General features: G+C 46.4%; 22 protein-coding genes and 1 riboswitch. All 22 genes read left to right on the top strand.

What is annotated here, in order from left to right:
- Window positions 1–96 precede the first annotated feature (96 nt).
- The 22 genes from ychF to atpD all read left to right on the top strand — a co-directional run bounded on the left by ychF (window position 97) and on the right by atpD (window position 21,782).
- Entirely contained in the window at window positions 97–1,197 is a 1,101-nt protein-coding gene (gene ychF, locus MHI15_RS12150; RefSeq protein WP_036681604.1) for a redox-regulated ATPase YchF, read from the top strand.
- A 233-nt stretch (window positions 1,198–1,430) separates the two neighbouring features.
- The gene (prfA, locus tag MHI15_RS12145) at window positions 1,431–2,507 is read left to right on the top strand and encodes a peptide chain release factor 1 (protein WP_036681601.1); all 1,077 of its coding nucleotides are present in this window, start codon (window positions 1,431–1,433) and stop codon (window positions 2,505–2,507) included.
- A gap of 25 nt (window positions 2,508–2,532) precedes the next feature.
- Complete coding sequence (gene prmC / locus MHI15_RS12140; protein ID WP_341164523.1) at window positions 2,533–3,486, top strand: peptide chain release factor N(5)-glutamine methyltransferase; 954 nt, start codon at window positions 2,533–2,535, stop codon at window positions 3,484–3,486.
- Window positions 3,487–3,626: 140 nt separating this feature from the next.
- Window positions 3,627–4,811, top strand: coding sequence for an FtsW/RodA/SpoVE family cell cycle protein (locus MHI15_RS12135; protein WP_076123938.1), 1,185 nt, complete (start codon window positions 3,627–3,629; stop codon window positions 4,809–4,811).
- A 527-nt stretch (window positions 4,812–5,338) separates the two neighbouring features.
- A complete protein-coding gene (locus MHI15_RS12130; RefSeq protein WP_076192355.1) occupies window positions 5,339–6,526 on the top strand; it encodes an FtsW/RodA/SpoVE family cell cycle protein in 1,188 nt (395 codons plus the stop codon).
- Between the two features lie 98 nt (window positions 6,527–6,624).
- Window positions 6,625–7,368 carry a stage II sporulation protein R gene (spoIIR, locus tag MHI15_RS12125; RefSeq protein ID WP_076099806.1) on the top strand — a complete coding sequence of 248 codons (744 nt, stop codon included), beginning with the start codon at window positions 6,625–6,627 and terminating at the stop codon, window positions 7,366–7,368.
- A gap of 105 nt (window positions 7,369–7,473) precedes the next feature.
- Entirely contained in the window at window positions 7,474–8,835 is a 1,362-nt protein-coding gene (locus MHI15_RS12120; RefSeq protein ID WP_076124346.1) for an L-threonylcarbamoyladenylate synthase, read from the top strand.
- A gap of 104 nt (window positions 8,836–8,939) precedes the next feature.
- On the top strand, window positions 8,940–9,512 hold the full coding sequence (locus MHI15_RS12115; RefSeq protein ID WP_038573646.1) for a manganese efflux pump MntP: 573 nt from the start codon (window positions 8,940–8,942) through the stop codon (window positions 9,510–9,512).
- 45 nt (window positions 9,513–9,557) lie between these two features.
- Window positions 9,558–10,145, top strand: coding sequence for a low molecular weight protein arginine phosphatase (locus tag MHI15_RS12110; protein WP_036681588.1), 588 nt, complete (start codon window positions 9,558–9,560; stop codon window positions 10,143–10,145).
- A 48-nt stretch (window positions 10,146–10,193) separates the two neighbouring features.
- Window positions 10,194–10,276: riboswitch (ZMP/ZTP riboswitch) on the top strand.
- 74 nt (window positions 10,277–10,350) lie between these two features.
- Complete coding sequence (locus MHI15_RS12105) at window positions 10,351–10,935, top strand: TIGR01440 family protein (RefSeq protein ID WP_076099682.1); 585 nt, start codon at window positions 10,351–10,353, stop codon at window positions 10,933–10,935.
- 115 nt (window positions 10,936–11,050) lie between these two features.
- The gene (gene glyA / locus MHI15_RS12100) at window positions 11,051–12,298 is read left to right on the top strand and encodes a serine hydroxymethyltransferase (RefSeq protein WP_038573642.1); all 1,248 of its coding nucleotides are present in this window, start codon (window positions 11,051–11,053) and stop codon (window positions 12,296–12,298) included.
- 422 nt (window positions 12,299–12,720) lie between these two features.
- Window positions 12,721–13,350 carry a uracil phosphoribosyltransferase gene (gene upp / locus MHI15_RS12095; protein WP_036681583.1) on the top strand — a complete coding sequence of 210 codons (630 nt, stop codon included), beginning with the start codon at window positions 12,721–12,723 and terminating at the stop codon, window positions 13,348–13,350.
- A 58-nt stretch (window positions 13,351–13,408) separates the two neighbouring features.
- On the top strand, window positions 13,409–14,569 hold the full coding sequence (gene wecB / locus MHI15_RS12090) for a non-hydrolyzing UDP-N-acetylglucosamine 2-epimerase (protein WP_341164448.1): 1,161 nt from the start codon (window positions 13,409–13,411) through the stop codon (window positions 14,567–14,569).
- A 178-nt stretch (window positions 14,570–14,747) separates the two neighbouring features.
- On the top strand, window positions 14,748–14,981 hold the full coding sequence (locus MHI15_RS12085; protein ID WP_341164447.1) for an AtpZ/AtpI family protein: 234 nt from the start codon (window positions 14,748–14,750) through the stop codon (window positions 14,979–14,981).
- A complete protein-coding gene (locus tag MHI15_RS12080; protein WP_036681578.1) occupies window positions 14,974–15,351 on the top strand; it encodes an ATP synthase subunit I in 378 nt (125 codons plus the stop codon). Before MHI15_RS12085 ends, MHI15_RS12080 begins: the two co-directional genes overlap by 8 nt.
- Before the next feature lie 29 nt (window positions 15,352–15,380).
- Window positions 15,381–16,148, top strand: a complete 768-nt coding sequence (gene atpB / locus MHI15_RS12075) for a F0F1 ATP synthase subunit A (protein ID WP_036681575.1) — start codon at window positions 15,381–15,383, stop codon at window positions 16,146–16,148.
- A 105-nt stretch (window positions 16,149–16,253) separates the two neighbouring features.
- Entirely contained in the window at window positions 16,254–16,466 is a 213-nt protein-coding gene (atpE, locus tag MHI15_RS12070) for a F0F1 ATP synthase subunit C (protein ID WP_036681574.1), read from the top strand.
- A gap of 97 nt (window positions 16,467–16,563) precedes the next feature.
- Window positions 16,564–17,052 carry a F0F1 ATP synthase subunit B gene (atpF, locus tag MHI15_RS12065; RefSeq protein WP_076123930.1) on the top strand — a complete coding sequence of 163 codons (489 nt, stop codon included), beginning with the start codon at window positions 16,564–16,566 and terminating at the stop codon, window positions 17,050–17,052.
- Window positions 17,049–17,600, top strand: a complete 552-nt coding sequence (locus tag MHI15_RS12060) for a F0F1 ATP synthase subunit delta (RefSeq protein ID WP_076123928.1) — start codon at window positions 17,049–17,051, stop codon at window positions 17,598–17,600. The genes atpF and MHI15_RS12060 overlap by 4 nt, the downstream gene beginning before the upstream one ends.
- Before the next feature lie 11 nt (window positions 17,601–17,611).
- Complete coding sequence (gene atpA / locus MHI15_RS12055) at window positions 17,612–19,123, top strand: F0F1 ATP synthase subunit alpha (protein ID WP_036681566.1); 1,512 nt, start codon at window positions 17,612–17,614, stop codon at window positions 19,121–19,123.
- 150 nt (window positions 19,124–19,273) lie between these two features.
- Window positions 19,274–20,143, top strand: a complete 870-nt coding sequence (atpG, locus tag MHI15_RS12050) for an ATP synthase F1 subunit gamma (protein WP_036681564.1) — start codon at window positions 19,274–19,276, stop codon at window positions 20,141–20,143.
- A gap of 238 nt (window positions 20,144–20,381) precedes the next feature.
- Window positions 20,382–21,782: a F0F1 ATP synthase subunit beta gene (gene atpD / locus MHI15_RS12045; protein WP_036681562.1), complete on the top strand. Its 1,401-nt coding sequence runs from the start codon at window positions 20,382–20,384 to the stop codon at window positions 21,780–21,782.
- Window positions 21,783–21,794 lie beyond the last annotated feature (12 nt).

The raw sequence follows: 21,794 nt of genomic DNA, 5'->3' as shown, positions 1-21,794 counted from the left end.
CGGTGTTGCTGGCGAATATGTTCTAATATATAATGGTTTAGATCGTATAGCTTATTCGGATGATCAATTTAGCTGAAAATAGGAGTTGTCATATAAATGGCTTTGAAAGCTGGAATCGTCGGTCTTCCTAACGTAGGAAAATCCACATTGTTTAATGCGATAACGCAAGCGGGAGCAGAATCCGCTAACTACCCTTTTTGTACCATTGACCCTAACGTGGGTGTTGTTGAAGTTCCAGACGAACGTCTTGATAAACTGACTGAGCTGGTACAGCCGAACAAGACCGTACCTACTGCTTTTGAATTTGTTGATATTGCTGGTCTCGTGCGTGGTGCAAGTAAAGGAGAAGGACTAGGCAACAAGTTCCTGGCCCATATCCGTGAAGTAGATGCTATCGTGCATGTGGTTCGTTGTTTTGAAGATGAGAACGTTACCCACGTTGATGGAAAAGTAAATCCGATCAGCGACATCCAGACCATTAATCTGGAGCTGATTCTTGCTGATATTGAGAGCATTGAGAAGCGGATTGAGCGTTCCCGTAAGAATATCAAAGGCGGCGACAAGAAATACGCTCAAGAAGTTGAACTGCTAGAACGCGTCAAAGAAGTGCTCTACGAAGATAAACCTGCACGCAGTATAGAATTGTCTGATGACGAGAAGCTTATTATCCGCGATCTTCATCTGTTAACATTGAAGCCAGTGCTGTATGCGGCGAATGTAAGTGAAGATGAAGTGGCAAGTGCTGAGGACAATCCTTATGTACAGCAAGTTCGCGATTTTGCAGCTACTGAAGGTGCAGAAGTGGTTCCGATCAGTGCTAAGGTGGAAGCAGAAATTGCTGAGCTTGAAGGCGAAGATAAAGCTATGTTCCTGGAAGAGCTGGGACTGGAAGAATCCGGCCTTAACCGGTTGATTAAAGCGGCTTATAAACTGCTTGGCTTGTATACGTATTTCACAGCAGGCGTTCAGGAAGTTCGGGCGTGGACGATTCGCCGCGGCACCAAGGCACCTGGAGCTGCCGGTGTGATTCATACAGATTTCGAACGCGGATTTATCCGTGCTGAAGTAGTGGCTTACGCGGATCTTGTGGCAGCTGGTTCCATGAACGGTGCGAAGGAACGTGGTCAACTACGTCTTGAAGGTAAAGAATATTTGGTGCAAGACGGCGACGTAATGCATTTCCGTTTTAACGTTTAAGAAGGTTTAAGTGTACGAATGATAAAGGGGTCATCTCGAGCAGTGGGAGTTTCTATTGCTGGGATGATCCTTTTTAAAAATATAAGCTTTTTATTAAGGTATTGTGCGTACGGAACTGTAGCCATTTCACAATATCTTTGGTATAATATAAAGTCGTATATCTATTTTTATGACAGTACAAATTTGATGTTATATTTGCGAATTTGAAATTGAATCAGGAGAGGTGAATTCCCTTGTTGGACCGATTGCAATCCCTGGCGGACCGCTATGAGAAGCTCAGTGAACTGCTTTGTGATCCGGATGTTGCAAACGACAGTAAGAAACTGAGGGACTATTCCAAAGAACAATCAGACCTACAGCCCGCATTTGAGGCGTATACTGAATATAAGAGTGTAATGGAAGAGCTTGAAGCTGCTAAGCAGATGCAAGGCGAAAAGCTTGATGATGAGATGAAAGAAATGGTCAAGATGGAAATTGATGACCTTTCCAAACGTCAAGTGGAGCTGGAAGAGAGAATCCGCGTATTGCTGCTGCCTAAAGACCCGAATGATGATAAGAACGTAATCGTTGAAATTCGTGGTGCAGCGGGTGGAGATGAAGCAGCATTGTTCGCTTCAGATCTTTACCGGATGTACACTCGTTATGCTGATGCACAAGGATGGCGCGTTGAGTTAATGGATGTTAACGCGAGTGATCTTGGTGGATTCAAAGAGGTAATCTTCCTTATTAACGGCCGTGGTGCATACAGTAAGCTGAAATACGAAAGTGGTGCGCATCGCGTACAACGTATCCCAGCGACCGAATCCGGAGGTCGTATTCATACCTCTACTTCTACGGTGTCTGTGATGCCGGAAGCTGAGGCTTTTGAGATCGAGATCCATGATAAAGATATTCGCGTGGATACCTTCTGTTCAAGTGGTGCAGGCGGACAGTCTGTAAATACGACCAAGTCTGCAGTACGTGTAACCCATGTACCTACAGGCATCGTTGCTACCTGTCAGGACGGTAAGTCACAGAACTCCAATAAAGAAAAAGCGCTGCAAGTGCTTCGTGCCCGTATCTCTGATATGAAACGGCAGGAAGAAGAAGCGAAGTATGCTGGGGAACGGAAGAGCAAAGTAGGTACGGGTGACCGTAGTGAGCGCATTCGGACGTATAACTTCCCGCAGAGCCGGGTTACAGACCATCGTATTGGCCTGACACTGCACCGTTTGGAGCAGGTTATGAACGGAGAAATCACTGAAATTATCTCAGCCCTTTCAATCGCTGAACAAGCTGACTTGATGGATAATATGGATAATGGAGAATAATGCTTTGAACGATGGCGTATATGTCATGTCGGAAGTCAAAAGCATCCGGGAAGCCTTTGCGGAGGCTTCTTCTTTTTTGAGCCGGAGCGGCTGCAATGAACCGCAGCGCAGTGCACAATTGCTGCTGGAGCATGTGCTTGGAGTGTCTGGCGCAGCTTATTACATGGCGCTGGCAGATCCTTTTCCAGCTGCGGTTAAGGAAGCATTTGAGGCGGGAGTTACCCGCCGGGGCGCTGGTGAGCCGGTGCAGTATATCATCGGCGAGCAAGAATTCTACGGGCGGCCTTTTGAGGTGACGCCTGACGTGCTTATTCCGCGGCCGGAGACGGAGCTGCTCGTCGAGGCGATTTTACGTTACGGCGCGGAGCTTTGGCCGGACGGCATCGTAACGCCTGGCGAAGCAGCGCTGGATAGCGCGGGCGGCGCTGCGGCCCGCAACGGAGGCGGCGCGGGGGACGTGCGCGCCACAAGACCGCTGACCGCCGTCGATATCGGCGCCGGCAGCGGTGCGATCTCCGTCACGTTGGCGGCGGAAGCGCCGGCGTGGCGGGTCTGCGCCGGCGATATTTCGCCGGCGGCTCTGGCTGTGGCCGAGCGCAACGCTTTGCGCAATGGCACAGCTGTGGACTTTCGGCTCGGCGATCTGCTCGAGCCGTTCGCGGGGATGGAGACGGATATTCTCGTCTCCAACCCGCCATACATCCCCGGCGAGGATATCGCCGGGCTGCAGCGTGAGGTGCGCGACCATGAGCCGCGCACTGCGCTGGATGGCGGAGCGGACGGGCTGGACCCGTACCGCCGCATGATGGAGCAGCTGACGCTGCTCCCGGCACCGCCGCGCCTGATCGGCTTTGAGCTTGGCTTCGGTCAAGCTGAGCAAGTCGCTGCACTCCTTGCGGCAGCGGGCCATTGGACCGAGATTATCACCATTAATGATCTGGCTGGAATCCCGCGTCATGTGCTAGGCATAACGAGATAATATTGCCTGCTGTGCAGAGGGTTCATTTTGTCCGGAGTAGAGAAATTGTATTTTCAATCCGACTTCCTTTACAATAGAATTTAGCAGGATTTCTTAGGGGATCATAAAGAAAGCCCAGATATAGAGTAGGGAGGCAGAGCGTGCTTCAGAAGATTAAAAAGATTGATGGTGCTATTGTAGTCGTTCTGTTATTACTCATGGTGGTCAGCATCTTCGCCATATATAGCGTTACTCATGGAAGAGAGAAGCTGGACGGACATCATATTCGTATGATGATGTATTATGCTATTGGTTTTGTAGCTTTTATTGGAATGACCTTTTTGGATTACAGAATATTAGTGAAATATGCGATATATATTTATCTGTTTGGGATAGGGATGCTGGTGCTCGTCAGCTTTTTGGGCGAGACCAAAAATAATGCGCAAGGCTGGTTGACCCTGCCGGGGGGCCTGAGTCTGCAGCCTGCAGAGCTGTTCAAGCTGATATTAATTCTTTTTCTGGCAGCCATGCTTGTCCGCAAGAATAAGAGTAAGCTTCTGTTCTGGCGGGATGTTGTGCCGCTCGGCCTTCTGACCTTGTTTCCGTTCCTTATTGTCCTTACCCAAAATGACCTTGGGAATGCCTTGTCTTACGTTGTGATTCTTGCGGGTCTGTTGTGGATTGGCAATATTAAATACACGCATGCATTAATCGGGCTGGTCATCGTGGCTAGTTCTGCGATTGCGGGAATTATGAGTTATATCCATTATCATGATGAAATTAAAACCTTTCTTACGGATATTGGACGATCTCACTGGATTGAACGTTTTGATCCTTGGCTTGTTCCAGACAAGGCAACAGCCAAAGCCCTTTATCATACTAAAAACGCCAAGCTGGCGATTGCATCAGGTGGAATGAGTGGCGAAGGCTACATGAACGGCAGCTCCGTTCAGACGGATCGGGTGCCATATACGTATTCAGATTCTATCTTTGTGCAGATTGCCGAAGAATTTGGGTTTGTAGGTTCGGCGTTTGTGTTGCTGCTGTACTTTATTTTGATTCACCGGATGATTCTGATTGCGCTGGAGTCTAGGGATAGAGCTGGCCCTTTCCTGATTGTCGGCGTTGTCGCGATGATGTTGTATCAGATTTTTGAGAATATCGGCGCATTTATCGGCTTGATGCCATTGACTGGTATTACGTTACCTTTCATCAGCTTCGGGGGTACATCCCTGCTTATCAACATGGCCAGCATCGGGCTGGTAATGAGTGTGCGCCTGCACGGGCAAGAAGTGGAAGAGGATTTTCCTAAACCTACTCCTTATGCAGCTGCCAAACAGGTGTAACCACGAAATAAAGTAGAACCGTCAGGTCCTTATTGTTTAATAGGGGTGCTGGCGGTTCTTTTTGATGGAGCACGGCTTCGTCGGATTGGTGTAATACGTAATACGGGCCGTTTCAGGTAAGCAAGCTGGAAGCAATTCGTATTTGTATTTGTATCGTATTCGTATTTGTATCCTGACTCGGACTCAGATGCCCTTATATTCGAATATTAACTACTTATTGGATAGTATCGGACCGCAAAGACGTTATTTGATCAAAAAGACTGGATTTACTGCAAAATGGCAAGTAATAACGACTCTGGAGTCCGCAAAAGTTCCCGTGGAGCAATAAATTCATAAATAAAGTCTACGGAGTCCGATAGGTTTGGATCATAGAGTAAAATTACGTCAGAGTGTAATTTTAATAGAAAGATATTTTATAGATTGGCTACATAAATTTGGAATTATATTCACGAATGTTCTACAATAGAAAGGAACGACTTTCCCTGAGAGAGGAGAGTTGAAACCTTAACAGAGTAAGGGGCTTGCAGATGCTTCAAAAGTTCAAAAGGATTGATAAGGTAATTGTTACTGTTCTGATTTTGCTGATGGTGATTAGTATTTTTTCAATATACAGTGTAACCAATGGAAGAATAACGCCTCCGATGAAATTGGATGGATTTCATTTACAAATGCTTAAATACTATATTTTAGGTTTTGTAGTTTTTATTGTGCTCGCTTTTGTGGACTTTAAGATATTTGTTAAACATGCACTTTATATTTATCTCTTGGGCTTAGTCTTGTTAGTGTCGGTTAGTTTTATTGGTAAAGTAGAGAACGGTGCTCAATTGGGACTTGAGATCGGTGGACTTAGGTTTCAGCCTGCCGAGCTGTTTAAATTGGTATTAATTCTTTTTTTATCATCGATCTTAATTCGAAAACAAGGGTCTACCTTAACCTTCTGGAAAGGGATTGTTCCTCTCACCATTCTTACGTTCATTCCATTTGGTATAGTCATTATGCAAAATGATTTGGGAAATGCCCTTAGCTACATCGTAATATTGATTGGGCTTCTATGGATCGGGAATATCAAATTGTCGCATGCACTCATCGGTTTGCTTATAGTGGGTGGGATCGGCCTTGCTGGGATTTTGAGCTACATAAACTATCATGATGAGGCAGTCAAATTTTTTGAAGGCATTGGTAAGGATCATTTAGTGGAGCGGTTTGACCCTTGGCTGGTACCTGATTTAGCGACAGATAAGGCAAGCTATCACACGAAAAATGCCAAAATAGCTATAGCCTCCGGGGGAATGAGTGGAGAGGGATATATGCAGGGCAGCTCTGTGCAGAATAATCGTGTCCCATATACCTATTCGGATGCGATATTCGTGCAGATTGCCGAGGAGTTTGGATTTGTGGGGTCTGCGCTGCTGCTCTTGCTCTTTTTTATTTTGCTGCATCGGATGATATTGATTGCTCTCGAGAGTAAGGAGCGTAGCGGACCATTTCTAATCATTGGAATTACGGCTATGCTGTTGTATCAAATTCTTGAGAATGTTGGAGCTTTTATCGGTCTGATGCCGTTGACAGGAATAACACTTCCGTTTATCAGTTATGGAGGCACGTCTCTTCTGATTAATATGGCCAGCATGGGGGTCGTGATGAGCGTGCATCTTTATGGGCAGGATGTAGAGGAAGATTTGCAGCTGCATAAGGAGCTGGCATTGAAGTTATAAATTTAATAGATTCATAGGTTTGCAGTCTCTTATCTCCGGGCATACTACTAGCATGAGAGTTAAGAGGAGAGGGGCTGCAACAAATGAACGATAATCATATGGATAAAAGAGATTCCTTACGTGTAACTTTTAAGTATACTGCCATTTTAATTTGTTTTTTTATGGTCCTCATGATGGCTTGGGAAGGTCAAAAAACCGATGCTGCAGTAGCTGAAGTATCTATTCCCCAAGAATCTATCCGGTTACGTATTCTAGCTAATTCTGACGGAGCGCAAGATCAGCTGGTGAAACGGCAAATTCGCGATAAAATTGTGGAGCAAATGAACCAGTGGGTATCCGCTCTTGAGGATCCACAGAGCTTGGAGCAGGCACGTGCTCTGATTAGAAATCATCTGCCGGAGCTTAACGCGTTGGTTGGATCAGAGCTGGAGAAACGGGGCATTGAATATTCCTATAAAGTGGAGCTGGGCGTAGTCCCTTTTCCAACCAAATTATACGGTGGCACCGTCTATCCTGCTGGGGAGTATGAAGCTGTTCGGGTCACACTTGGTGCGGGCAAGGGGCAAAATTGGTGGTGTGTACTGTTTCCTCCGCTTTGCTTTATCGATGCAGGCTCTGGAGATGCGGCAGCACCTGCTGCTGACAAAGGTACAAAAACAGTGTCCGCTGCTGGTGCGGATAACAGTGCTAAGGTGAAATCAGCAGCTGCAAAAACAGTGCAGGCTGATTCCTCGGCAGGAAGTGCTTCATCAGGAGAAACTGCTGCTGAGCCAGAGGTACGGTTCTTCGTCTGGGAGCTGCTGCAAAACCTTTGGAACTGGATCAGTGGATTATGGTCGTAAGACCCCAGATGTGTTACTATTTTATAAGCAGATCTATCACGGCTCCCTACAGGGGCCGTTTTTTTGCTAAGCTAAATTATATCTTCTAGAAAGCCTGTGATGAGAATGAATGAACACAATAATCCTTTATTCGCCGTTCAGCGGCGGAGTGGAAATAGAGATGAGACTGTATACTGGAAGTTGAATTCCGCTGAGGGAACGAACTCTGAGGTATTTCAGCCGAATGAAGCTGACAAGCTGGCGATAGCGGAGGCAGCAACAATGCTTCGTGAAGGCGGAACCGTGGCTTTTACAACCGAAACCGTCTACGGGCTAGGGGCGGATGCCCGAAATACGGCGGCAGTTGAGGCTGTTTTTGCGGCAAAAGGACGGCCCTCTGACAATCCGTTAATTGTGCATATTGCGGATACGGCAGCTTTGGACGAGCTTGTTGCAGAGGTGCATCCTAAGGCGGCCGCGTTGATGGCAGCTTATTGGCCTGGTCCGCTGACAGTTGTGCTTCCTGTTCGTGAAGGTGTACTGTCGCCCTGTGTGACGGCGGGTTTGGATACGGTTGGTGTGCGGATGCCGGATCATCCGGTAGCTCTAGCACTGATAAGTGCCGCAGGTTGTCCAGTTGCGGCGCCCAGTGCTAATCGTTCGGGTCGCCCGAGCCCGACATTAGCTTCGCATGTGATGGAAGATTTGGCTGGATACATTGATGGCGTCCTTGATGGTGGTGCTGCTGGAGTTGGACTAGAGTCAACAGTCGTGCAGGTACAGCCTGACGGAAAAGTTGCTGTGCTGCGCCCCGGCGGGATTACTTCGGAACAATTGGCTGCAGTGGTGGGAGCAGAAGCTGTAAGCTCAGAGCCCGGTAATGCTGAGACAACTGCTGCCGCTACCGCAACCGCTACTGTCTTGGCTGATTCGGGGACGACAAACTCTGTTATTGATTTCAGTACTGCTGAGCCAATCACAGCTAAAGCAACTACCGCGCAATCTTCAGCGGATTGCCTGAATGTTAACAATCGTGAGCCTTTCGAAAGGGCTTCCGCATCTATTGAGCAGCATGGTGCGGATGCTGCTGGCGATATTTCGGCGCCGCGCGCGCCGGGCATGAAGTACACGCACTACGCACCGCGCGGCTGGCTTGGTGTAGTGCGCGGCTCTTCCCCGCAGCGCGTGGCGGATGAAGCCGCTAGTCAACTTCAGGCGGCGCAGCTAAACGGCGAGGTCACGGGCTTACTCCTCTTCGATGAGCATAAGGCCCTTTATCCCGCCGACCCTGCCGCCTGTGTTCTTTCCCTCGGCTCGTTATCCTCGCCGGAGGAAGGGGCTCGCTCCCTATATGCCGCCTTGCGGTGCTTCGATGAAGCGGGAGCGACTTACATCTTAGCCGAGGCTTGCCCGTATACCGGCCTCGGCGCTGCAATCATGAACCGGCTTATGAAAGCCGCCGGCGGATCTGTCATCGACGCCGGATGACCACGGCATTGCTTTTTCGTATATGACTCCCATATGAAGTCATGAATACCCCCTTGTCCGCATATCGTTGTTGTACAAGATATTTCGGACTTGGGGGGTTAAGCATGGGCTTAGGAGATGTATATACCGAATGGGGGCAGATTGTTACCATTACTATAATGGCGGTTGCATTAGGGATGGATGCCTTTTCGCTCGGTGTAGGGATCGGGATGAAAGGTATTCGTCTGCTGCATGTTCTGCAAATGAGTCTGCTCATTGCTGTTTTTCATATGCTGATGCCTCTCCTGGGTTTATTGACAGGAAGTTATGTCGGACACCTGTTAGGTCAAGTAACGACTTATGCTGCTGGAGGTCTTCTAGTTCTTTTGGGCGGGCATATGGTGTACAACTCCTTTCGTCCGGATACAGGAAGCTCGCGAGCTATGGATCATCGAACCTTGTGGGGGATGATACTGCTTTCGCTCAGTGTCAGTATTGACTCTTTCTCCGTGGGGGTATCACTGGGGATGTTTGTGAATGGAGTACTTTTGACCATCTTAGCCTTCGGTGCTTGCGGGGGACTAATGTCGATTCTAGGGTTGCTAATTGGACGGCATGTCAGTCGTGGTCTCGGGGATTATGGAGAAGCGCTAGGCGGTGCAATACTTCTGGGGTTTGGCTTGCTATTCATCTTTTGATACAATAACGGCATTAGAATATTTAATTTCATGGGGGTGCAAAACATGCTGCATATTTTATTCGTCTGCACCGGGAATACATGCCGAAGTCCTATGGCTGAGGGGCTTTTACGAAAGCTTGCGAAGGAACGTGGAATCGACCTGGAAGTGCGGTCTGCAGGTGTATCCGCCATTTCCGGTACTTCTATATCAAGACATGCTGCAGCTATACTGCAGGAAGAAGGAATTCATGATTCAATGGAGTCGTCACAATTGACAGGTCAAGCTGTCGCTTGGGCCGACCTTGTGCTGACCTTGACGGGTGGGCATAAGCAGCATTTGCTGCAGTATTTTCCGGATGCTGTAACGAAAACCTATACATTGAAGGAATACGTGCATGATGAAGATGCGGTGACGGAAGATATCAAGGAATTGGACAGCCTTTACGCAGATGCGGAGTTGAGCTTAGCCCTTGGTGGTGAACCGAATGCAACGGATCTGCAGCGGATGATTGAGATTCGCCAGCGTATTCCGAGCTTCGATATTTCTGATCCATTTGGTGGCACGCGTGAGGACTATGAGCTAACTGCTGCTGAGATTCGCACTGCGCTATTCAGTTTGCTGGATAAGCTGGAAACCTTCCGCCATTTGTAAATGGTTGATTTTCAGTTCACTTTGCTTTAAGATGAAGTTACAAATAATCGGTTCCGATGTAACTGGCGACAAATGTGGATCAAACCACGATGGAGCATCGGAATAAACGGCCGGTCGCCTGGGCAAAAGAGCAAATCCGCAGCTACCTGCGGACTGCTCTTTTTTGTTTAAAATAAGCTTGTTTGAAGTTTGAGGAGGTAGAGTGATGGACGAAGTAGTGGAGCTATCATTAACTGAAGCCACCGTCACTGTGTTAAGGGAGTTGGCGGAGGCTGGTAACCTTGGGTCAGGCAAAATTGTTGTCGTCGGAGTGAGCACAAGTGAGGTTGCTGGTGTCCGGATTGGAACTGGTGGTGCACTTGAAGTTGCAGAACAACTGCTTGAAGGTGTTCGTTTAGTAGCAGCGGAAAAAGGATTTCATCCGGTGTATCAGTGCTGCGAGCATTTAAATCGTGCACTTGTCATGGAACGCTCTCTGCTAGAGTCACTTGGTCTGAAGGAAGTATCAGCTGTACCTATACGAGGTGCTGGAGGTTCGATGGCTACGGCTGCTTATCACGCTATGAAAGATCCTGTTTTGGCGGAAACGATAGAAGCTCATGCTGGTTTAGATATTGGCGAGACACTGATAGGAATGCATTTACGGCGGGTAGCCGTTCCTTTCCGTCCGACTCTACGATACATTGGAGCAGCCAGAGTGAATGCGGCATGGACCAGACCCCCACTAATTGGCGGGGAACGTGCGGTATATCGTGCTCCAGAACAAAGTGGTTCACAGTTTTGTGATTAACGAACTTTAGTTTTTATATTTTTTGCAGAAACGTAGACCTAAGTCTCTTTATGGCGAGCAAATCGTTTCTACTTAAATACAACATATCTACACACACTAGGGAGGAAATAAGAACATGGAACAATTGCGTAAGAGTGACCCGGCAGTACTGGAAGCGATGGAACTGGAACTGAAACGTCAGCGTGCCAACATTGAGCTTATTGCCTCAGAGAATATCGTTAGCGAAGCCGTAATGGAAGCTATGGGCTCCGTGCTTACGAACAAATATGCAGAAGGTTATCCAGGCAAACGTTATTATGGTGGCTGTGAAGATGTAGATATCGTTGAGAACCTTGCTCGTGATCGTGCAAAAGAATTGTTTGGCGCGGATCATGTCAACGTACAACCACATTCCGGCGCTCAAGCAAATATGGCAGTTTATCTGGCTGCACTTAAGCCTGGCGACACCGTTCTTGGAATGAATTTGGCGCACGGTGGTCATTTGACACATGGTAGCCCAGTTAATGCTTCTGGATTGCTTTATAACTTCGTTGCTTATGGAGTACAAGAAGATACTTTCCTAATTGATTATGATGAAGTACGTAAAGCAGCCTTCAAGCACCGTCCAAAAATGATTGTGGCTGGTGCTAGTGCCTATCCGCGTATTATTGATTTCGAAAAACTTGGCGCTATCGCCAATGATGTGGGTGCGCTATTTATGGTAGATATGGCCCATATCGCAGGATTGGTTGCTGCTGGTCTTCATCCGAGCCCGGTTCCTCATGCTCATTTCGTTACAACTACTACGCATAAGACTTTGCGCGGTCCCCGCGGAGGTATGATTATGTGCAGACAGCCATGGGCAGCTGCTATTGATAAAGCGGTATTCCCTGGTTCCCAAGGTGGACCTCTGATGCATGTAATTGCTTCAAAAGCAGTCGCATTTGGTGAAGCATTGCAGCCATCCTTTAAGACTTATGCTCAAAATGTAGTGAAGAACGCTAATGTTCTTGCAGAAACGTTGATCAGCGAAGGGGTTAACATTGTATCCGGAGGTACAGATAACCACTTGATGCTGCTGGATACCCGTAATCTGAACATTACCGGAAAAGATGCGGAAAAAGTACTAGATTCCATCGGGATTACTGTGAATAAAAACGCAATTCCATTTGATCCTACAAGTCCTTTCGTAACAAGTGGTATTCGTATTGGTACACCTGCAGTCACATCCCGTGGTATGGACGAGCAGGCGATGGTCACTATTGGACGTATCATTGCTAATGTTCTAAAGAATCCGAAGGATGAGGCAAACTTGGCAGAATCTGCGCGTCAAGTGGCTGAGTTGACTGACCAATACCCTCTTTATCCAGAGTTGAAATACTAAATCTTTGCTTCTAATAAGAAATGATTCTGCCTCCATCCATACCCTCTTCCGGGTTTGATGGAGGCTTTTTTGTTGCATATTGTTCACAAATATCACTGTAGGTAATAGATGAAATTGAATGAAATTAATCATGAAAGTTCATGGAATTTTCAATAAAATTAGTGAAAATAATGTGAATAGTATGAAAAAGCCAAAGTTGCACAACATAATCTAGGTTTTATAAGTGATTGGTTTCCTAATTAAGCCAATCATTACCTTTAAAAACAAGGAAATACAAAGGAATATGTTCAATGTGAGTTCAAGTACCATTCTGAGGTGAAATGCAGCGGCGGGAGTGCTATAATAGACAGGATTTAGCCACTGAGAAGCAAAGCGCTTTCTAGGGCTATAGACAAGACTTACAATTACCGGAGGGACAGTAAATGGGAAAATTGGTGATTTGCGATCATCCTTTAATTCAACACAAACTAACATTTATTCGCGACGTTAGAACAAACACGAAGGATTTCAGAGAACATGTTGACGAAGTTGCCACATTGATGGCTTATGAGATTACACGTGATATTCCACTAGAGACCATTACGGTACAAACACCGGTCACTGAGACGGAAAGCAAAGTGATTTCGGGAAGAATGCTGGGGCTTATTCCTATTCTTCGTGCGGGTTTAGGTATGCTTGAAGGTGTACTGAAGCTTCTACCTGCGGCTAAAGTAGGACATGTAGGGCTTTTCCGTGATCCAGACACTCTTCAACCAGTGGAGTATTATATCAAGCTTCCAACTGATGTACAGGAACGTGAGTTGATAGTAATTGACCCGATGCTTGCTACAGGCGGATCCGCAATTGCTGCGATTACCTCACTGAAGAACCGTGGTTGTACACAGATCAAAATGATGAACTTGATTGCAGCGCCAGAAGGTGTTGCTGCAGTTCAGGAAGCTCATCCGGATGTTGATATTTATGTTGCAGCGCTTGATGATCATTTGAATGAACATGGTTACATCGTGCCAGGTCTTGGTGATGCTGGTGACCGTCTTTATGGAACCAAGTAATAAGTAATTAAGTATTAAGTATAGTAATGCGAGAATATTTGATGAGAGGGTAGGGGTTATGTCCAAAATCAAAGTAATGACTATTTTCGGAGTGCGCCCCGAGGCGATCAAGATGGCTCCTCTGGTTCTTGAACTGAAGAAGCATCCTGAGCATATCGAATCAATAGTATGTGTAACAGCACAGCATAGAGAACTGCTCGATCAAGTGTTGGAAGTGTTTAATATCACCCCTGATTACGATTTGGACGTGATGAAGGACCGTCAGACCTTGAATGAGATTACTATTCGTGTGCTTGAAGGTTTGGAACCTGTACTGAAAGAAGTTAAACCTGACCTCGTGCTGGTGCATGGGGACACCTTAACAACGTTTTTAGCTAGTTACGCTTCCTTCCTGCAGCAAATTCAGGTTGGGCACGTAGAAGCAGGACTTAGGACATGGAACAAATTTTCTCCGTATCCTGAAGAAATGAACCGTCAACTCACAGGTGTGTTAGCTGATCTGCATTTCGCTCCAACCGATTTGTCAGCTAACAATCTGAGACACGAGAACAAAAAAGAATCAAGTATTTATATCACAGGCAACACCGTAACTGATGTGTTTCAATATACCGTACAGCCGGATTACCGGCATCCTGTTTTGGATTTTGCTTCAGGAAAAAGACTTATTTTGATGACCGCTCACCGCAGAGAATCTCAAGGTGAACCGCATCGTAATATCTTCCGAGCTATTAAAAGAATCGCTGATGAATTCGAAGATGTCGCCATTGTTTACCCTGTGCATCCGAGTCCTGCCGTTAAGGAACCTGCGCATGAGATACTGGGAGGACATCCAAGAATTAAGCTGATTGATCCGCTGGATGTCGTGGACCTGCATAATTTTTATCCGCATACCCACTTGATATTGACCGATTCCGGCGGTCTGCAAGAGGAAGCTCCTTCTTATGGAGTGCCTGTTCTTGTGCTTCGTGATACAACGGAGCGTCCCGAAGGGATAGAGGCTGGAACGCTGGAACTTGTGGGCACGGACGAGGAGAAGGTGTATCAACGGACACATGCTCTTTTGACTGATAATGAGCTCTATCAGTCGATGAGTCGGGCCGCCAACCCGTATGGAGATGGCAAGGCTTCCCAACGGATTGTCAATGCGATTTTGCACCATTTTGGTGTTAATAAGGAACGTCCTGAAGAGTTTCACAGAATGTTCACAAAAAATAAATAATTTCAATTAAACTAATATCTGATCTGATTAAAATCAACATACAGTGAAACTGTACGGTTTATATGGTTTTGGAACGTTTTGCTGTGATTATTTTCATGTTTTCAAGGGTTTTTAGGCAATGTTCAATGAATTGACAAAGACTCAGGAAATTCAGTAAAATTAGTTGGGATTGTAGCCCATGAAAGAACAAAATAGCAAGGACAGCTTGTTACAGACCGCGCTTGTCATTGGAAGTGCAGGCACTTTGCTTGCCGCTTACATTCTTATTGGTTTTTTTGCGGCAAGATGGCTGAAAGACCTGATGGAGGGGCCGAAATATTGGCTCGCCATTGGCACTATAACTGGAATTATTCTGGGAATTGTGAATGTCGCCTTGTTAATTAAAAAATTTTTGGGGGAGCAGAATGGATAATATGACTCCCATGATCAATACCGTCACTAGAGTTACGCTCGTCCTTATGGCAGGACTCTTAATGGGCTGGGTGCTTCATCATGAGACCCGGGCAATTACACTGGGCATGACTCTGGGTCTGGTGGCGGGATTGGTAAACTTTCGTTATCTGGCCGTCAAGGTTCGACGGGTTACGCAGTCGATTGCGAGCAACGAAGGGAATGCCTTCAGCCTCGGTTTTGTTACACGGATTAGCTTCGCAATTTTGGTCACCATGTTCTCGGTCAAGATTGAGCATTTCTCCCTGGTAGCAACTGTTTCGGGCGTATTCATTCCTCAGCTTCTCGCCATTCCTGCGGGGATATATCTGAGTGTGAAGAATAAGCTTTAACCAGATTAAAGAGAAAGGGGGATGATACTATGCATGACATGCCGAAAATATTTGTCGGGGGAATACCGATAGATTTATCCGCCGTGTTGATGCTTCTGATCAGTTGTACAGTGGTGTTTGTTCTGGTTATGCTTTCGGTTCGTAAGCTTTCCGTTGAAAATCCATCCAAGCTTCAGAACTTCATGGAATGGGTTGTGGAATTTGTAGAGGGTGTCATAAGCAGTGCCATGGATCTGAAGAAAGGAAAACCTTACATATCTTTAGGGTTGACATTGATTCTGTTTATCTTTGTTTCCAATCTACTTGGATTGCCTTTCTCCGTTGTAACTGAGGCGCATGGACCTGTAACAGTGTTTGGCCACGTGATTGAAGCAACTAAGAACTTGGCGAATGGTGAGCATGCAGAAATTTTATGGTACAAGTCGCCAACTGCTGACATTAACGTCACTGCAGGATTGGCAATCATAGTATTTGTACTGATGAACTTTCTGGGCATTAAGCTCAACGGCAAACATTATTTCAAACACTACATCGAGCCGTTTCCAATCTTTTTGCCACTGAACATTATCGAAAACCTGGCAAAACCTGTAGCGTTGGCTATTCGTCTATTCGCTAACATTTTCGCCGGAGAAGTACTGATTACAGTCATTTTGAAGCTGGGGATTCTCAGTATTCCGTTCCTGGCTGTATGGCAGGGCTTCAGTATTTTCGTCGGGGCACTACAAGCGTTTATCTTTACGATTCTGACGATGGTTTATATCGCACAGATGACGATTCACGAAGAAGAAGCACATTAATGAACTGCTGCGAAGAGAACGGCTATCGTCTGATTTTCCTTCGTGGGAGATATCTTATATCATTAAACACAAATATGAACCGAAATTAAAGGAGGATATTTACAAATGGAATTTTTAGCAGCAGCAATAGCGGTTGGATTGGGTGCACTTGGCGCAGGTCTTGGTAACGGTATGATCGTTAGTAGAACAGTTGAGTCCATCGCTCGTCAACCAGAAGCGAAAAATGCTTTGCAAACAACAATGTTTATTGGTGTAGGTATCGTCGAAGTTATTCCGTTGGCAGCAACAGTTATCGCATTCCTGATTATGTTTACTTAATAAACCGTAGTTACGGTTTGGCGGGGACGGCCGATGCCATCCGCGCCTTACTTTTGTATACGTCCGCATGACGCGGTAACGGAAGGGAGTGACCTCAGTGGATATTGTTTGGACAAACATAGTATTTTCAATTGTCGCCTTTGGGATTTTATATTTCTTGCTTAGCAAGTATGCGTTCAGCAAACTTTTTGCAGTTATGGAGAAACGCCGTGAGCTGGTAATGCAGCAAATGGACGAAGCTGCAAAGACTAGAGAGCAAGCGGTCGCGTATGTGGAAGAGCAGAAGCAAGCGCTGAACAGTGCACGCCAGGAAGCTCAACAGATTATTCAACAATCGCAAATCACAAGCAATCTACAGGTAGAACAAACTTTGGCACAAGCCAAAGCAGATGCAGCACGTGTCAAAGAAGAGGCCGTGCGCGATATCGAGAACGAAAAGAACAAAGCAGTGGAAGAGTTGCGCAGCGAAATTGGAACGGCATCTGTTCGTATTGCTTCTAAACTTCTTAAGAAAGAAGTTAGTGCTAACGGCGAGCAGGAGCAACTTGTGAACCAATACCTCAAAGAGGTAGGAGGCCAATCATGAGCCGCGATACGGTAGTTGCCAAGCGCTACGCTAGAGCATTGTACAGTGCAGCGGTAGAGAAAGGGATTACCCTTGAAGTAGAAGAAGAGCTCAAGGCAGTGGTTGGATTATTACATTCCGACCAAGAGATAAAGCGGTTTATTCTTGCACCGCGCATCTCGGAGTCCGACAAGCTGAAAGTGCTGCGCACAGCGCTTCAAGATAAGCTCTCTCCCATCGTGATGAACATTGTAGAATTGTTAGTAGAGCGAGGCAGAACCGATATTTTTGCCGATCTGCTGGATACGTATATCAAGATTGAAGGAGACGCTCTTGGCATTGGTGATGCTAAGGTATACTCTGTTTATTCTTTAAGTGAAGAAGAAAAAGCAGCTGTAGCTGCAGAATTCGGCCAACTCGTAAACCGTAAAATCCGGATTACGAATGTGGTGGACCCAAGCCTGTTGGGAGGACTGAAAGTTTATATCGGCGATACGCTGTATGACGGCAGTCTGTCTAACAAATTGGAGCGTCTCGAGAAATCCTTTAATGATAAGCATAGAAGATAGGGGTGAGGATATTGGGCATCAGACCTGAAGAGATCAGCACTTTGATCAAAAGTCAAATTGAGGAATATAAAGCCGATATCGAAGTTGCCGAAGTCGGCACCGTCATTCAAGTCGGCGACGGTATCGCCCGTGTCTACGGTCTGGAAAACGCAATGGCAGGCGAATTGCTAGAGTTCTCCAACGGAGTAGTGGGCATGGCGCTCAATCTGGAAGAAAGCAACGTCGGTGTTGTTATTCTAGGTGAGTACAAGGAAATTCGTGAAGGCGATCAAGTAAAACGTACAGGACAAATTATGCAAGTTCCTGTTGGTGAAGCTCTGCTCGGTCGTGTAGTTAACGCACTTGGTATGCCGCTTGACGGCAAAGGCCCAATTGCTACAACTGAATTCCGTCCTGTAGAAAATAATGCACCAGGTGTTATCGATCGTAAATCGGTACATGAGCCGATGCAAACAGGTCTTAAAGCCATTGATGCGATGGTACCAATCGGTCGTGGACAACGCGAACTTATCATTGGTGACCGTCAAACAGGTAAGACTGCAATCGCAATTGACGCGATTATCAACCAAAAAGGCAACGGCATGAAATGTATTTATGTTGCCATTGGTCAAAAGCAATCCACAGTAGCACAGGTTGTAGAAACTCTTCGCCGTCATGGCGCTTTGGAATATACAATCGTTGTAACTGCATCGGCTTCCGAGCCGTCCCCATTGTTGTACATTGCTCCATACGCAGGTTGCGCAATGGGCGAATACTTCATGTACAAGGGCGAGCACGTACTGATCATTTACGATGACCTTTCGAAACAAGCTTCGGCTTATCGCGAATTGTCCTTGCTGCTTCGTCGTCCACCGGGTCGTGAAGCATTCCCGGGTGACGTATTCTATTTGCACTCCCGTCTTTTGGAGCGTGCAGCTAAGCTTAGTGATGAGCTCGGTGGTGGTTCATTAACCGCACTTCCATTTATCGAAACACAGGCATCTGACGTATCAGCTTACATTCCTACGAACGTAATCTCGATTACAGATGGCCAAATCTTCCTTGAATCCGATCTGTTCTACTCTGGTCAACGTCCGGCGATCAACGTCGGTATCTCCGTTTCCCGTGTAGGGGGCTCCGCTCAAATCAAAGCGATGAAGAAGGTAGCCGGCTCGCTCCGTCTGGATCTTGCCCAATATCGCGAACTTCAAGCCTTCTCACAGTTCGGCTCAGATCTTGATAAATCTACACTTGCCCGTCTGAATCGCGGGGCACGTATGATGGAAGTTCTGAAACAAGGTGTGAATCAGCCGTTGTCTGTTGAGCATCAAGTGCTTAGCTTGTACACAGCTGTAAAAGGATATTTGGATGATATTCCAGTTAAAGACGTAAAACGTTTTGAAAAGGAATTCCTTGCTTACATGGATAGCAGTGCTGCTGATGTAGCTCAATCCATCAGGGATACAAAAGATTTGACAGCTGATAACGAAGCCGCTCTTAAAGCAGCGATTGATACCTTTAAAAGAGGTTTCGCTACTAGCTAATATAGATAGACTTTAACGGATTTTACTAAGTGAGCTTTGGCTCTGCCGAAGCTCAGGCTGTGCTTATGAAGTAGCTTTGACTTCGTCAAAGTTAAGAGAATGCTTACGAAGTTAGCTTTGACTCCGTCAAAGCTCTAAGGTGGTGAAATCATGGCAAGAAGCATGCGTGATATTAAACGTCAAATTAAGAGTGTTCAAAACACAAGACAGATCACAAAAGCGATGGAAATGGTAGCCGCATCCAAGCTGAGAAAAGCTCAGGAGAAGGCAATTGCCGCCCGTCCTTATGCTGAGAAGCTAAAAGAGGTTGTATCGAGCATTGCGGCTGGCACAGAAGGTGTTCAACACCCTATGCTGGTTAGCCGCCCTGTGAAGAAGACTGGTTATCTAATCGTTACCTCTGATAGAGGGCTTGCAGGTGGTTACAACGCTAATATTTTGCGTAAGGTGACGATGCTCATCGCGGAGAAGCATAAGTCCAAAGATGAGTACGCATTGTTTGTTATTGGTCGTAAGGGCCGTGACTTTCTACGTCGCCGTGAATATCCGATTGTACAGGAAGTTACTGAGCTATCGGATGCGCCGAAGTTTGCTGACATCAAGTCTATCGCGAATTCGGCAGTACAGCAGTTTGTAGATGGTACGTATGATGAGTTGTATGTTTGTTACAATCAATTCGTCAATGCTATCACCCAGATCCCAACCGTTGAGCGACTGTTGCCTATGGATGGAGTAGGGAATCAAGAGCATCATGAAGCTTCTGCAAACTACGAATATGAACCTTCACCGGAAGGCGTGCTAGAAGTATTGCTTCCAAAGTACGCTGAAACTTTGATTTATAGCGCTATTCTGGATGGCAAGGCCAGTGAGCTGGGTGCGAAAATGACAGCTATGGGCAGTGCAACGAAGAACGCGTCGAAAATGATCGGAGAACTTACCCTTACGTACAACCGTGCCCGTCAGGCGGCAATTACGCAGGAAATTACCGAGATCGTGGCCGGAGCGAACGCGCAGTCTTAAAATACAAGAAAAGTTAAACTAAGTGCTTAACTTGTCTTGTATTTTACGAGAAACAGTGTCGCTTGCTTAGGGTGCATAGCTCCTTAAGAACGGCACTGTAAGTTCTTCTTAAAATATAAGAAAGTATGGTTTTACACTATACAAAATGCTTATATTTCTACGAGAAACGGTTGTCATCTTTATATGACGACAACGTCGTTTCTTCTTGATGTAACAGCTTTCGAGGAGGGAAAAGAAGATGAACAAAGGACGCGTTGTAAGCATTATGGGTCCGGTTGTCGATATTGAATTTGAACGCGGCCAGTTGCCCGAGATTTTCAACGCTATCAAAATTGAAACCGTCTTGGACAATGGTCGTCAGCTTAACCTAACACTTGAGGTTTCCAATCACTTGGGAGACAATCTGGTACGTTGTATCGCGATGTCTTCTACTGATGGTCTGGTTCGTGGACTGGATGCAATCGATCAAGGAGGTCCAATTTCGGTTCCTGTAGGGGAAGCGACATTAGGCCGTGTATTTAACGTACTTGGTAATCCAATTGATAACGCTGGTGAAGTTCTTGCTGAGAAAAAGAACCCGATTCACCGTCTCGCACCAACATTTGACGAATTGTCAACACAAGCGGAAATCTTGGAAACAGGTATTAAAGTTATCGACTTGCTCGCACCTTATGCTAAGGGTGGTAAAGTCGGCCTCTTCGGCGGTGCCGGCGTAGGTAAAACAGTAACAATCCAAGAATTGATTAATAACATTGCCCAAGAGCACGGTGGTATTTCCGTATTCGCAGGTGTCGGTGAACGTACTCGTGAAGGTAATGACCTTTATCACGAAATGACGGATTCCGGCGTTATTAAGAAGACAGCAATGGTCTTCGGACAAATGAACGAGCCTCCAGGTGCACGTCTTCGTGTAGCTTTGACCGGTTTGACCATGGCGGAATATTTCCGTGATGTGGAAGGCCGCGATACGCTGCTCTTTATCGATAATATATTCCGCTTTACCCAAGCGGGTTCCGAAGTGTCCGCTCTTCTCGGCCGTATGCCATCTGCGGTTGGTTATCAGCCGACTCTGGCCACTGAAATGGGCCAGCTGCAAGAGCGTATCACATCGACTAAAAAAGGTTCAGTTACATCGATTCAAGCAATCTACGTACCGGCGGATGACTACACTGACCCTGCTCCGGCTACAGCGTTTGCTCACTTGGATGCAACAACTAACCTTGAGCGTAAAATTTCCGAGAAGGGGATTTTCCCAGCGGTTGACCCACTGGCTTCCAGCTCGCGTTTGCTCGCTCCAGAAATTGTTGGTGAAGAACATTACAACGTGGCACAAGGTGTTAAACAATTGCTGCAACGTTATACCGAGCTTCAAGACATCATTGCCATCTTGGGTATGGATGAATTGAGTGAGGATGATAAGGTTATCGTAGCTCGTGCTCGTAAAGTTGAACGCTTCCTGTCGCAGCCATTCCACGTGGCTGAACAGTTCACTGGCTTTAAGGGTAAATATGTACCAATCAAAGAAACTGTACGCAGCTTTAAGGAAATCCTGGATGGTAAGCATGATGATCTTCCAGAAGCAGCTTTCCTATTTGTAGGTACGATTGAAGAAGCAGTAGAAAAAGCGAAATCGATGTAACCTGAGCTTAGC

It is taken from the genome of Paenibacillus sp. FSL H7-0918 (assembly GCF_038007025.1).
Lineage (GTDB): Bacteria > Bacillota > Bacilli > Paenibacillales > Paenibacillaceae > Paenibacillus_AQ > Paenibacillus_AQ odorifer.
The sequence above is the reverse complement of the archived record's forward strand: the minus strand, read 5'-3'. Positions and strand labels throughout refer to the sequence as shown.

Bases quoted from the DNA above. Each gene is read 5' to 3' on its own strand.
- MHI15_RS12120 (WP_076124346.1), top strand. From the start codon at position 7,474: ATGAATGAACACAATAATCCTTTATTCGCCGTTCAGCGGCGGAGTGGA.
- wecB (WP_341164448.1), top strand. From the start codon at position 13,409: ATGTCCAAAATCAAAGTAATGACTATTTTCGGAGTGCGCCCCGAGGCG.
- ychF (WP_036681604.1), top strand. From the start codon at position 97: ATGGCTTTGAAAGCTGGAATCGTCGGTCTTCCTAACGTAGGAAAATCC.
- MHI15_RS12110 (WP_036681588.1), top strand. From the start codon at position 9,558: ATGCTGCATATTTTATTCGTCTGCACCGGGAATACATGCCGAAGTCCT.
- spoIIR (WP_076099806.1), top strand. From the start codon at position 6,625: ATGGATAAAAGAGATTCCTTACGTGTAACTTTTAAGTATACTGCCATT.
- MHI15_RS12115 (WP_038573646.1), top strand. From the start codon at position 8,940: ATGGGCTTAGGAGATGTATATACCGAATGGGGGCAGATTGTTACCATT.
- MHI15_RS12060 (WP_076123928.1), top strand. From the start codon at position 17,049: ATGAGCCGCGATACGGTAGTTGCCAAGCGCTACGCTAGAGCATTGTAC.
- glyA (WP_038573642.1), top strand. From the start codon at position 11,051: ATGGAACAATTGCGTAAGAGTGACCCGGCAGTACTGGAAGCGATGGAA.
- prmC (WP_341164523.1), top strand. From the start codon at position 2,533: ATGTCGGAAGTCAAAAGCATCCGGGAAGCCTTTGCGGAGGCTTCTTCT.
- upp (WP_036681583.1), top strand. From the start codon at position 12,721: ATGGGAAAATTGGTGATTTGCGATCATCCTTTAATTCAACACAAACTA.
- MHI15_RS12080 (WP_036681578.1), top strand. From the start codon at position 14,974: ATGGATAATATGACTCCCATGATCAATACCGTCACTAGAGTTACGCTC.
- atpE (WP_036681574.1), top strand. From the start codon at position 16,254: ATGGAATTTTTAGCAGCAGCAATAGCGGTTGGATTGGGTGCACTTGGC.
- MHI15_RS12105 (WP_076099682.1), top strand. From the start codon at position 10,351: ATGGACGAAGTAGTGGAGCTATCATTAACTGAAGCCACCGTCACTGTG.
- MHI15_RS12085 (WP_341164447.1), top strand. From the start codon at position 14,748: ATGAAAGAACAAAATAGCAAGGACAGCTTGTTACAGACCGCGCTTGTC.
- atpG (WP_036681564.1), top strand. From the start codon at position 19,274: ATGGCAAGAAGCATGCGTGATATTAAACGTCAAATTAAGAGTGTTCAA.
- atpD (WP_036681562.1), top strand. From the start codon at position 20,382: ATGAACAAAGGACGCGTTGTAAGCATTATGGGTCCGGTTGTCGATATT.
- atpB (WP_036681575.1), top strand. From the start codon at position 15,381: ATGCATGACATGCCGAAAATATTTGTCGGGGGAATACCGATAGATTTA.
- MHI15_RS12130 (WP_076192355.1), top strand. From the start codon at position 5,339: ATGCTTCAAAAGTTCAAAAGGATTGATAAGGTAATTGTTACTGTTCTG.